Origin of the sequence: Paramicrobacterium humi (assembly GCF_900105715.1) — a bacterium.
Lineage (GTDB): Bacteria > Actinomycetota > Actinomycetes > Actinomycetales > Microbacteriaceae > Paramicrobacterium > Paramicrobacterium humi.
The window spans coordinates 229,801-242,160 of sequence record NZ_FNRY01000002.1; the positions used below are offsets into that span (position 1 = coordinate 229,801).

8 protein-coding genes are annotated in these 12,360 nt (G+C 69.3%); 3 read left to right on the forward strand and 5 right to left on the reverse strand.

The features are described from left to right. The 4 genes from glgB to glgX all read right to left on the reverse strand — a co-directional run bounded on the left by glgB (position 1) and on the right by glgX (position 6,805). The gene (gene glgB, locus BLV49_RS16295) at positions 1-2,223 is read right to left on the reverse strand and encodes a 1,4-alpha-glucan branching protein GlgB (RefSeq protein ID WP_091187901.1); all 2,223 of its coding nucleotides are present in this window, start codon (positions 2,221-2,223) and stop codon (positions 1-3) included. Next, a complete protein-coding gene (locus BLV49_RS16300; RefSeq protein ID WP_245723759.1) occupies positions 2,213-4,180 on the reverse strand; it encodes an alpha-1,4-glucan--maltose-1-phosphate maltosyltransferase in 1,968 nt (655 codons plus the stop codon). The genes glgB and BLV49_RS16300 overlap by 11 nt, the downstream gene beginning before the upstream one ends. Positions 4,181-4,265: 85 nt before the next feature. Then, positions 4,266-4,760 (reverse strand): Cys-tRNA(Pro) deacylase, encoded by a 495-nt coding sequence (gene ybaK, locus BLV49_RS16305; protein ID WP_091187905.1) that lies wholly within the window; start codon positions 4,758-4,760, stop codon positions 4,266-4,268. Next, positions 4,757-6,805, reverse strand: coding sequence for a glycogen debranching protein GlgX (glgX, locus tag BLV49_RS16310; RefSeq protein ID WP_091187908.1), 2,049 nt, complete (start codon positions 6,803-6,805; stop codon positions 4,757-4,759). The genes ybaK and glgX overlap by 4 nt, the downstream gene beginning before the upstream one ends. 66 nt (positions 6,806-6,871) lie before the next feature. On the opposite strand from glgX, the gene BLV49_RS16315 reads away from it, so the two are divergent. Both BLV49_RS16315 and mnmA read left to right on the forward strand, forming a co-directional pair. Continuing rightward, positions 6,872-8,089: a cysteine desulfurase family protein gene (locus tag BLV49_RS16315; protein WP_091188078.1), complete on the forward strand. Its 1,218-nt coding sequence runs from the start codon at positions 6,872-6,874 to the stop codon at positions 8,087-8,089. Positions 8,090-8,119: 30 nt separating this feature from the next. Further along, positions 8,120-9,241 (forward strand): tRNA 2-thiouridine(34) synthase MnmA, encoded by a 1,122-nt coding sequence (gene mnmA, locus BLV49_RS16320; RefSeq protein WP_091187911.1) that lies wholly within the window; start codon positions 8,120-8,122, stop codon positions 9,239-9,241. Between the two features lie 6 nt (positions 9,242-9,247). On the opposite strand, the gene BLV49_RS16325 is transcribed toward mnmA, so the two are convergent. Then, complete coding sequence (locus BLV49_RS16325) at positions 9,248-9,994, reverse strand: IclR family transcriptional regulator (RefSeq protein ID WP_143034078.1); 747 nt, start codon at positions 9,992-9,994, stop codon at positions 9,248-9,250. A gap of 103 nt (positions 9,995-10,097) precedes the next feature. Here BLV49_RS16325 and ligA point away from each other — a divergent pair, with 103 nt between their 5' ends. Continuing rightward, positions 10,098-12,353, forward strand: a complete 2,256-nt coding sequence (ligA, locus tag BLV49_RS16330; RefSeq protein ID WP_091187917.1) for an NAD-dependent DNA ligase LigA — start codon at positions 10,098-10,100, stop codon at positions 12,351-12,353. Positions 12,354-12,360: the final 7 nt, after the last annotated feature.

Below are 12,360 nucleotides of genomic sequence, written 5' to 3' on the forward strand. Positions count from 1 at the left end.
TCACGATCGGCGACGCAGCCACAGCGCGCCGAGGGGCGGCAGAGTCAGCTCCGCCGACGCCGGGCGGCCCGCCCACGGGCGGTCTTCGGCGCGCACGACGCCAAGATTGCCCACGCCAGAGCCGCCGAAGTCGGCGGCATCCGTATTGAGGATCTCGTCCCACTCGCCCGCGTGAGGGAGCCCGACGCGATACGGCCCGACCGGTATTCCCGAGAAGTTGACGAGAATGGCGATCTCGCCGCCTGCGCTGTCGCGCCGGAGGAACGCGACGACGCTGTGCTCGGAGTCGCCGCCGTCGATCCACTCGAAGCCGGCCGGGTCGTTGTCGAGTTCCCAGAGCGCCGGATTGCCGCGGTACACGCGGTTCAATTGCACGACGATGTCGAAGAGCCCCTTGTGCGCCGGCTGGTCGAGGATCCACCAGTCGAGCCCGCGAGCCTCTGACCACTCCGATGGCTGCCCGAACTCCTGTCCCATGAACAGCAGCTGCTTGCCCGGATGCGACCACATGAACGCCAGGTACGCGCGCATGTTCGCGAGCTTCTGCCAATGGTCTCCGGGCATCTTCTGCAGCAGTGAGCCCTTGCCGTGAACCACTTCGTCATGGCTGATGGGCAGGAGATAGTTCTCGCTGAACGCGTAGAGGAACGAGAACGTGATCTCGTTGTGGTGATACGAGCGGTACATGGGGTCCTCGTGCATGTACTGCAGCGAGTCGTGCATCCAGCCCATGTTCCACTTGAGCCCGAACCCGAGGCCGCCTGCCGAGGTCGGGGCGGTGACGCCGCTCCAGTTCGTCGACTCCTCGGCGATCATGACGATGCCCGGGTTGCGGCGGTACGCCGTCGCGTTTGCCTCCTGCAGGAAGCTGATCGCCTCGAGGTTCTCGTTTCCGCCGTGCTGATTCGGCAGCCACTGCCCGGGTTCGCGGGAGTAGTCGAGATACAGCATCGACGCGACGGCGTCCACGCGCAGCCCGTCGACGTGGAACTCCTCGAGCCAGTACAGCGCGTTGGCGACGAGGAAGTTCCGCACTTCGGGGCGGCCGAAGTCGAAGATGTACGTTCCCCAGTCCTTGTGCTCGCCGCGCCGCGGATCGGGATGCTCGTACAGCGGCTCGCCGTCGAAGCGAGCGAGCGCCCACTCGTCGGTCGCGAAATGCCCGGGCACCCAGTCCATGATCACGCCGATGCCGGCGCGGTGCAGCCGGTCGATGAGATAGCGCAGGTCGTCGGGCGCGCCGAAGCGGCTCGTCGGCGCATAGTATCCCGTCACCTGGTAGCCCCACGAGCCGCCGAAGGGGTGTTCGGCAAGGGGAAGGAACTCGACGTGCGTGAAGCCGAGCTCGCCGACGTACTCGATGAGATGGTCGGCGAGCTCCCGATAGCCGAACCCCGGCCGCCAGGAGCCGAGGTGCACTTCGTACACGCTCAACGGCCCCGTGTGCGGGTCTGCTGAGGCGCGACGCTGCAGCCACGCGCCGTCGCCCCACTCATGACCGCTCGTCGTCACTATCGACGCGGTGCTGCCCTCGGTCTCTGCGAACCGCGCCATCGGGTCGGCCCGGCGGACCCAGCCGCCGACGCCGAGAATCTCGAACTTGTACAGGGCACCGTCGCCCACACCGGGCACGAACAGCTCCCACACCCCTGAAGAGCCGAGCCGGCGCATGGGGTACGCCGCGCCGTCCCATGAATTGAACGTGCCGACAACGCGCACTCCGCGCGCATTCGGCGCCCACACCGTGAAGGCGGTACCGGCGACGTCGCGTTCGAAACCCACGACGGTGCGCGTGTGGGCGCCGAGCGCGCGCCACAGCTCCTCGTGCCGCCCTTCGCCGATCAGGTGCAGGTCGAGCTCCCCGATCGTCGGCAGGAACCGGTACGGGTCATCGGCGATCCAGCGGCCGCCGTCCTCGTAGGCGGCCTCGATGCGGTAGTCGCAGAGGCCAGCGACGTGGAAGCCCTCCCAGATGCCGCCGTAGACGTGGTGCAGTTCCACGCGCGCCGTGTTGTCGAGCACCGCGACGACGCGCTTCGCGAGCGGGCGGAACGCGCGCACGACCGTGAGCGGATCGCCGACTTCGCTGCCGCCGACCGGATGCTGGCCGAGCACGGCGTGCGGATCGGTGTGCGTGCCCGCGACGACGGCCGCGAGCGCCGCTTCGTCGGCCCGCGGCAGATCGATGCGGTCGCCGACCGAGTGCGGAGCATCAGACGTCATCGGGGGCCTCCACGATCTCGAGAATGTGCACCGGTGTTGTGAACGCGTCGAGCTTCACGTACTGGTGCTCGGTCCAGGTCCATTCGGCGCCGGTGATGAGCTCGCGCACGTGGAACGCGGCCCCGGGAGCGAGGCCGAGCGCGGCGGCATCCAAGTGAATCGTCGTCTCCCTCACGGAGTGCGGATCCACATTCGCGACGACGATGACGGTGTCGGGCCGTCCTGTGGTCGTGAACTCGCCCGCGAGGTGCTTCGAGTAGACGAGGATCGCGTCGTCCTCGCTGTGGTGCAGCACGAGGTTGCGCAGCTGGCCGAGAGCGGGGTGCGAGCGACGGATGCCGTTGAGGATGCCGAGCAACAGCGCGAGCGAGCGATCTTCCGCTTCGGCGGCCGCGAAATCGCGCGGCTTGTACTCGTACTTCTCGTTGTCGATGTTCTCTTCCGAGCCGGGCCGTGCGACGTTCTCGAACAGCTCGAAGCCGGAGTACACGCCCCACAGCGGTGCCGCGGTCGCGGCGATAGCGGCGCGGATCGTGTACGCGGCCGGGCCGCCGAACTGCAGGTACTCGGTCAGGATATCGGGAGTGTTCACAAACAGGTTCGGGCGCAGGTAGTCGGCCGTCTCCGCGCTGATCGAGGTGAGGAACTCCTCGAGCTCCTGCTTGGTGTTGCGCCACGTGAAGTAGCTGTAGCTCTGCTGGAACCCGACTTTCGCGAGCGTGCGCATCATCGCGGGCCTCGTGAACGCTTCGGCGAGGAACACGACGTCGGGGTCCGTCGCCGTCACCTCCGCGATGAGCCACTCCCAGAACGCCACGGGCTTCGTGTGCGGATTGTCGACGCGGAAGATGCGCACTCCGAACGAGATCCAGTGCCGCACGATGCGCAGCACCTCCGCGCGAATGCCGTCGGGGTCGTTGTCGAAGTTGACGGGGTAGATGTCCTGGTACTTCTTCGGCGGGTTCTCGGCGTACGCGATCGTGCCGTCGGGAAGCGTCGTGAACCACTCCGGGTGCTCCGTCACCCACGGGTGATCGGGCGAGGCCTGCAGGGCGAGGTCGAGGGCGATCTCGAGCCCGAGCGACCTCGCCCTGGCCAGGAACGCGGCGAAGTCCTTCTTGGTGCCGAGATCGGGGTGGATGCTGTCGTGCCCGCCCTCCGCGGAGCCGATCGCCCACGGCGAGCCCGGGTCGTTCGGCCCCGCGTCGAGCGTGTTGTTCGGGCCCTTGCGGAACGCGCGCCCGATCGGGTGGATCGGCGGAAGGTACACGACGTCGAAGCCCATCGCGGCCACGGCCGGCAGCCGCTTCGCCGCCGTGCGGAAGGTTCCGGAACTCCACGAGCCGTCGCGACGCTTCTTCGCTCCCTCGCTGCGCGGGAAGAACTCGTACCAGGAGCCGACGCCCGCGCGGGAGCGCTCAACTCGCAGCGGCATCGTCTCGGTCTCGGCGTGCAGCGTGAACATCGGGCGCTCCGCCGCGATCTGCGCGAGCCGGGCGTCATCGACGAGCGCGCGCCGGTCGGCGTCGGGCCTCGCGAGCTCGGTCGCGCACGCGGTGAGATAGCGACGCTCGGCCGCCGGCCGCGAACGATCGGATGCCGCTGCCGTGAGCAGCTCACGGCCCATCGCGTACATGAGCTCAACGTCGACGCCCGCGTCGATCTTCGTCGCGGCATTGTGCGCCCACGTCGCGAACTCGTCGCCGTATCCCTCGAAGCGGAACGACCACGAGCCCGCGCGATCGGGCTGGGCGAGGACGCGCCAGCGGTCGGTTCCGGGCGCCGCCTCCGCGAGAGGCAGAACACGGCTCTCCCCGTCAGGGTCCGTCAGCACGAGCCGCACGCCGATCGCGTCGTGACCCTCCCGGAACGCCGTCACCTCGAACGGGACGACCTCCCCGGCGAACGCCTTCGCGGGCCACCTCCCGCAGTCGACGACGGGAGAAGCTCCGAGCAGAGGAATGCGTCCGATCTGTTCCACATCTTGACCGTACCGGCTCGAGCCGCCATCGACCAGAGCGGCGACGCGGGCGGCGTGCTTCTCAGCCGGCGATGGGCGCGACGCGCGCTCGCGTCAGCGCGACGAGCTGCTGCGGGTCGAGCTCGATGTCCAATCCGCGGCGTCCCCCGGAGACGAGGATCGTCTCGTGCTCGATCGCCGAGGCGTCGAGCACCGTCGGAAGCGCGGTCTTCTGCCCGATGGGGCTGATCCCGCCGACGACATATCCGGTCTTGCGCTCGGCCTCCCGCGGGTCGGCCAACACCGCGCGCTTGCCTCCGACGGCCGCCGCGAGGGCTTTGAGCGAGAGCTTGCCCGCGACCGGCACGATGCCGACGACGAGGCGCGCGTCCACGTCGCACAGCAGCGTCTTGAAGACGCGCTCGGCCTCGATTCCGAGCTTGTCCGCCGCTTCGAGCCCGAACGAGCCCGCCGACGGGTCGTGTTCGTAGCCGCGCAGCGTGAACGGGATGCCCGCCTTCGTCAGCGCGGCAGTCGCCGGTGTTCCGGTCGACGCTCGCGCTCGCTTCGGGCTCACGACTCGACGGCGCCGGCGGAGCGGTGCACGCGGAACAGCGACATCGACGCGGGAGCGATTCCGATGACATCGCCCGGCGTGCGCGTCTCCGGGTCGGCTCTCGGCCGGTCGTCGGCGCTGCTCCAGAGGTGCTCGTACCGGTTGATGCGGTCAAGGCGCGGCAGCGTGACGACGCCGGGGATCTCGTTGCCGTGCACGACGAGCAGCACGCTGTTGACCTTCTCCTCGCCGTACGGCGTCGACGTCGCGAGGTACTGCAGGGTGCGCTGCCGGCCGTCCTGCCAGTCCTCTTCGCTCATCGTGTTGCCGAGACTGTCGAACCACGTCATGGTGCTCGAGCCGGGGACCTTCTCGTCCGCACGCGCGAACTTCTGCGGCCGCAGCGCGAGGTTCTCGTGCCGAAGGGTGATGAGGCGGCGCGCGTGCGCAAGCAGGTCGTCCTGCCACTGATCGCGCTGGTACGGCAGCCAGGTGAGCGGGGAATCGTGGCAGTACGGGTTATTGTTTCCCTCTTGTGAGCGGCCGAACTCGTCGCCCGCCGTGATCATCGGCACTCCGGACGACAGCAGCAGTGTCGCGAGCAGGTTGCGCATCGCCTTACGACGCACCCACTGGATCTCGCGATCGCCCGTCGGGCCTTCGACGCCGTGGTTGAACGAGAGGTTGTTGTCGGTGCCGTCCGCGCCGTCTTCCTTGTTGGCCTCGTTGTGCTTGACGTCATACGAGACGAGATCGGCGAGGGTGAAGCCGTCGTGGGCGCTGATGAAGTTGACGGATGCCAGCGGGCCGCGCTCCGCCGAGAACGTGTTCGACGAGCCGGCCAACCGCGTCGCGAAGCCGCCGATGCCGACGGGCGCGCGGCCCGTCTGCCGGGCGTAGGCGATATCGGTGAGCCAGAACGACCGCGCCCGGTTGCGGAACTTGTCGTTCCACTCCGACCAGCCGTCGGGGAAGTTTCCGGTCTGCCAGCCACCGACGCCGACATCCCACGGTTCGGCGATGAGCTTCGAGGCGCTGAGCACCGGGTCCGCGCTGATCGCGGCGAGCAGCGGGTGCTCCCGAGAGTACTCGTGATGCTCACCGCGCCCGAGCGCCGTCGCGAGATCGAAGCGGAAGCCGTCGACCTGCAGCTCCGTCGCCCAGTAGCGCAGCGAGTCCAGCACGAGTTGCGCCGCAGCAGGGGTCGACGTGTTGAGCGTGTTGCCGACACCCGTCGTGTCGATGTACTCGCAGTCCTCGCCCTGGCGGTAGTAGGAGGCGTCGTCGATGCCCCGCAGGCTCAGCGTGGGCCCCTTGGGCCCTTCCTCCGCCGTGTGGTTGTAGACGACGTCGAGAATGACCTCGAGCTCTGCCTCATGCAGCCGCCGCACCATCTGCTTGAACTCGCGCAGCACCGCCGAGGGGCCTTCGGCGCGCGCGGACTCGCTCGCATACGCCGGGTGGGGGGCGAAGAACGCGAGAGTGTTGTACCCCCAGTAGTTCGCCAGCTCGTTCTCGAGCAGGCGTTGCTCCGAGCGGAACGCCTGAACGGGCAGCAGCTCGATGCTCGTCACGCCAAGGTTCTTCAGTCTCGCTATGGACTCGTCGTGGGCGAGGCCAGCGTAGGTTCCCCGCAGCTCCTCCGGAATGGCGCGGTTCTGCTTCGAGTACCCCTTGACGTGCGTCTCGTAGATGATGGTGTCCTGGAGTGCGATGCGCGGTTTCGGGATCTCGCCCCAGTCGAAGGACTCGTCGACGGCGACGGAGCGGTACCCGCCGTCGCCGTCCGAGACGACGCCTTTCGCGTACGGGTCAAGCAGGACGACGCTGGGGTCGAAACGCCCGTTCTCGCCGGCGACGCGGAAGCCGTAGCCGGTCCCGGGGCGCAGCGCGCTCGAGTGCGCCATCCACACGTCGCCGTCGCCGCGCTCCATCGGCACCCGTTGCTCGTCGTCGCCGAAGACCACGAGCTCGATGCTCGTCGCGTTGTGCGACCACACGCTCACGGCGCCGCCGTCGTCCGTCAGCTGAAGCCCGAGGGGGAGAAGGGTTTCGGCTGTCATCATGGGCTCTAGAGTAGTGGGAGAAGGTTGAGGAGACGGCGCGTGCGCCGTGCAGCGGGAGGAACGATCGTGAGCGTGTATCTCGACCACGCTGCGACGACGCCGATGCGCGCTGAAGCGCTGACAGCATACACCGACGCGCTCCGGCTCGTCGGGAATCCCGCCTCCATCCACTCGAGCGGACAGCGCGCCAAGCAGCTGCTCGAGGAATCCCGCGAGGTCATCGCCGCCTCCCTCGGCTGCGACTCCATCGAGGCGATCCTCACGTCGGGCGGGACGGAGTCGATAAATCTGGCGCTCAAGGGACTGTACTGGAAGCGGAACGCCGCCGGCGACCGTCCCGTCGTGCTCGCGCCGGGCGGAGAGCATCACGCGACGATCGACACTCTCGAGTGGCTCGCCGCGCACGACGGCGCCGACATGCGCTGGATGCCGCTCGACGCCGACGGCGCGCTGCGTCCCGAGGTCTTCGAGGCCGCGCTCGCCGAGGCCGGCGACCGCGCGGCGCTTGCGACGGTCATTCTCGCGAACAACGAGGTGGGCACGATCCAACCCGTCGCGGCGCTCAGCCGCGTCGCGGCCGCTCACGGGGTTCCCCTCCACGTCGACGCCGTCGCCGCCTACGGGCACGTGCCGATCGACGTCGCTCGGCTGCGGGCCGAGAGCAGATCGGCGGGCGAGGCCGGTCTCGTCGCCCTGAGCGTCTCGGCGCACAAGATCGGAGGACCGGTCGGCGTCGGCGCGCTCTACCTCGCGCGCACGGCGGTCATCGAGCCGCTCCTGCACGGCGGAGGGCAGCAGCGGCAAGTGCGCTCGGGCACGCAAGACGTCGCGGGCGGCATCGCCTTCGCCGCGGCGGCGCGCGTCGCGACAGCGGAACTCGACGCAGAGTCGCGGCGGCTCCGCGCGCTGCGGAACAGGCTCGTCGAGGGCGTGCGGCAGCGGGTCCCGGATGCCGTCCTCAACGGCCCCGCCGACGATGCGCGGCTGCCGGGCAACGCGCACTTCAGCTTCCCCGGCTGCGAGGGGGACTCGCTCCTGTTCCTGCTCGACATGGCCGGAGTCGCCGTATCGACCGGGTCGGCGTGCCAGGCCGGCATCCCCGAGCCCTCGCACGTGCTGCGCGCCATGGGCAGAAGCGAGACCGAGGCGAGGGGAGCGCTCCGCATCACGATGGGGCACACGACAACGGACGCCGACGTCGACGCTTTCCTCGATGCGCTTCCCGGCGCGTACCGGCAGGCGGCGAAGGCCGGCTTCGCCGACCGGGACGTCCCGCGCCGCTGACGTCCAGCCTCGCCGACCTACACTGGAACGATGAAGGTTCTCGCTGCCATGTCCGGAGGAGTCGACTCCGCCGTCGCCGCTGCCCGCGCCGTGGAGGCCGGCCACGAGGTCGTCGGCGTGCACCTTGCGCTCAGCCGCATGCCCGGCACGCTGCGCACGGGAAGCCGCGGCTGCTGCACGATCGAGGACTCGATGGACGCCCAGCGCGCGGCGAACATGATCGGCATCCCGTACTACGTCTGGGACTTCTCGGAGCGGTTCAAGCTCGACGTCGTCGACGATTTCATCGCCGAGTACGCGGCGGGGCGCACCCCGAACCCGTGCATGCGGTGCAACGAGAAGATCAAGTTCGCCGCCCTGCTCGAGAAAGCGCTCGACCTCGGCTTCGACGCCGTGTGCACGGGCCACTACGCCGACATCCGCGTCGACGACGACGGAAATCGCGAACTGCACCGCGCGAGCGCGTGGGCGAAGGACCAGTCATACGTGCTCGGCGTGCTCACCGCCGAGCAGCTCGAGCACGCGATGTTCCCGCTCGGCGACACGCCATCGAAGGCCCTCGTGCGCGAGGAGGCCGCGCGCCGCGGCTTCACTGTCGCGAGCAAGCCCGACAGCCACGACATCTGCTTCATCCCCGACGGCGATACGAAGGGCTGGCTCGCCGAGCACGTGGGCAGCAAGGACGGCGAAATCCTCGACCGGGAGGGCAACGTCGTCGGCAGCCACGAGGGCGCCCACGCCTACACGGTTGGGCAGCGCCGCGGCCTCAACCTCGGCGTCCCCGCGCCGGACGGGCGGCCGCGCTTCGTTCTCGAGGTCAAGCCGCGCACGAACGAGGTCGTCGTCGGCCCGAAGGAGGCGCTCGCGATCGCGGAGATCGCCGGGCACCGCTTCAGCTGGGCGGGCCTCGCGCCGCGGCATCCGGAATCCGAGTTCGCGTGCGAGGTGCAGATCCGTGCGCACGCCGATCCCGTCGCCGCGATCGGGGTCGTGCGGGATGATGAGCACGGGCAGCCCGAGTTCACCGTGCGACCGGAGACGCCGCTCGACGGCGTCGCGCCGGGACAGACCGCTGTTGTCTATGTGGGAACCCGCGTGCTCGGCCAGTTCACGATCGATCGCACGGTCAGCGCCGTTCCGGTCGGCGCGTAGCAGCGCTCAGCGGGCGTTGCGCGCCATGGCGGCGGCCTCGAGAAGCGCCTCCGCGATCGACGCCTCGCGCGCCGGCTCGTAGCGCTCCTGCGGCACCGCCACGGTCATCGCGAGAGAGGGCTCACGCGCGATGCACGCGCCGAGCGCGACGACGCCCGGTTCGCTCTCGCCCACGTTCACCGCGTAGCCCGTCTCGCGGACCCGCCGGAGTTCGGTGCGCAGCCTGTCGAGGGACTTCGGCTTCTCGCCCCGCCACGGCGGCAGTCCCGTCGGATAAAGCGCCGCGATGGACGCATCGCCCAGATCCGCGAGAATCGCCTTGCCGCCCGAGGTCGTGAACGCGGGAGCGCGAGAGCCGATGCGCAGCCCGATCCGCAAGAACTGGTGCCCTTCGATGCCATCGAGGAAGCGCACGTCGGGGCCCGTGAGGATCTGCAGGTGCACCGTCTCGGCGACCTTCTCGGCAAGACGCTCGAGGCTCGGCCGGAACTGCTTCACGATCGAACGCAGCTGATTTCCGTCGGTGCGCTGCCCGTTGAGCTTCGGACCCGGGTGGTACAGCCGCTTCTCGCCCTGTTCCACGAACCCGCGGTGCGTCATGGTGGTCAGCAGCCGGTGCGCCGTCGACGGCGCGACGGACAGCTCATGTGCCGCATCCGTGACGCTCAGCGTGCCACGCTCGGTGAGCAGATCGAGGAGCGCCATCGCCCTGTCGACCGCCTCGACCCGATACGGATCAGAATTCTGCGCCACAGAATCACTGTAACGCACGAGGACCCGGCGGCGGCAGACCTGATAAGGGGCGGCGGAGCCGCAAGCCCCTGCCGGCGTCGGCGGCTGCTTCTAAGCTTGGAGCGTGACAGAAGCCAGCGAACTGACTCGAGAGCAGGCCTCGGCGGAGGTCGAGCAGCTCACCTCGCGCATCCTCGAGCTGCGCGACGCCTACTACGAGCGCGACACGTCGCTCGTCTCCGACGCCGAGTACGACGCCATGATGCGCCGGCTCGAGCAGATCGAGCGCATGTTCCCCGAGCTGCAGGGCCAGGACAGTCCCACGCAGACCGTCGGCGGGCGCGCCGAGACGACGCTGTTCGCGCCCGTGACGCACGTGGAGCGGATGCTGAGCCTCGACAACGTCTTCAGCGACGACGAACTGCGGGCGTGGGCGGAGCGCACCGAGCGGGCCGCCGGTCGCGGCATCCACTATCTCTCCGAGCTCAAGATCGACGGACTGGCCGTGAACCTGCTGTACGAGAACGGCCGGCTCGTGACCGCCGCGACCCGCGGTGACGGCGTCGTGGGCGAGGACGTCACCGAGAACGTGCGCCACATCCACTCCATCCCGAGACGGCTTTCCGGTGAGGGCCACCCCGAACGCGTCGAGGCGCGCGGGGAGATCTTCTTCCCCGTGGAGGCGTTCCGCGAACTCAACGAGAAGCAGCTCGCCGCGGGGGAGAAGGTGTTCGCGAACCCGCGCAACGCGGCGAGCGGCAGCCTGCGGCAGAAGGCGGAAGGGAAGTCGCCCGCTCAACTCGAGCTCATGCGCGACCGACTGTCTCGGCTGCGGATGCTCGTGCACGGCATCGGCGCCTGGCCGAACCCGCCCGTGTCGAGCCAGTCGGAGATCTACGACCTGCTCGCCGGCTGGGGGCTGCCCACCTCGAGCCACTACCGGGTCTTCGACAGCATCGACGGAGTCATCGGCTACGTGCACCACTACGGCGAGAACCGCGCGAGTGTCGAGCACGAGATCGACGGCATTGTCGTCAAGGTCGACGAGCTCGCTCTGCACGACGAGCTCGGCGCCACAAGCCGGGCGCCGCGCTGGGCGACCGCCTTCAAATATCCGCCGGAGCAGGTCAACACACCGCTGCTCGACATCGTCGTGAGCGTCGGGCGCACGGGGCGGGCGACGCCGTACGCGGTCGTGGAGCCCGTGCGCGTCGCCGGGTCCACGGTGAGCCAGGCGACGCTGCACAACCAGGACGTCGTGAAGGCGAAGGGCGTGCTGATCGGAGACACGGTCGTGCTGCGCAAGGCGGGGGATGTGATCCCCGAGATCCTCGGCCCGGTCGTCGAGCTGCGCGACGGAACCGAGCGGCCCTTCGTGATGCCGACCGAATGCCCCGAGTGTGGTTCGACGCTGCGCCCCGCCAAGGAGGGCGACATCGACTTGCGCTGCCCCAACGCACGTTCGTGTCCCGCGCAAGTGCGCGGGCGCGTCGAGCACATCGGCAGCAGGGGAGCCCTGGACATCGAAGGGCTCGGCGAAGTGAGCGCCTCCGCTCTCACGCAGCCGCTCGAGCCCGCGGAGCCGCCGCTCGTGACCGAGGCTGCCCTTTTCGATCTGACGGTTGCCGACATCTTCCCCATCCGCACCGTCGTGCACGATTCGGAGACGGGCCTCGAGCGCACGGACGAGCAGGGGTCGGTGAAGGTCGTCCGTCCGTTCGCGAGACGCCGGATGAAGGCCGACGGCCCGTACGACCCGGACGCGGCGGAATTCTCCGGCGACGCGGACTCCGTGCCCTCGAAGAGCGCGACCGAGCTCATCGCGAACATCGAGCAGGCGAAGACCAGGCCGCTGTCGCGGCTGCTCGTCGCCCTCAATATTCGCCACGTCGGTCCGGTGGCCGGCCGGGCTCTCGCGGACTGGTTCGGCTCGCTCGACGCGATCCGTTCGGCGACCCGCGAGGAACTCGCCGATGTCGAGGGCGTCGGCGGCATCATCGCCGACGCCGTGCTCGACTGGTTCGAGGTCGACTGGCACCGTGACATCGTCGACGCGTGGACCGCGGCGGGCGTGCAGTTCGCCACGCCGGGCCACCCGGGACCGGGAGCGGCGGCGAAGGCCGGCGGGGTTCTCGCGGGACTCACTGTCGTCGCGACCGGCTCGCTCGAGGGCTTCAGCAGGGACGGTGCGAAGGAGGCGATCATGAACGCGGGAGGCAAGGCCGCGTCGAGCGTCTCGAAGAAGACCGACTTCGTCGCCGCAGGACCGGGCGCCGGCTCGAAGCTCGCGAAGGCGGAGGAGCTCGGCCTGCGGATCATCGACGCCGCGCAGTTCGCGCGGCTCGTCGTCGAGGGCCCCGGCTTCCTCGACGAGGAATGACGCCGCG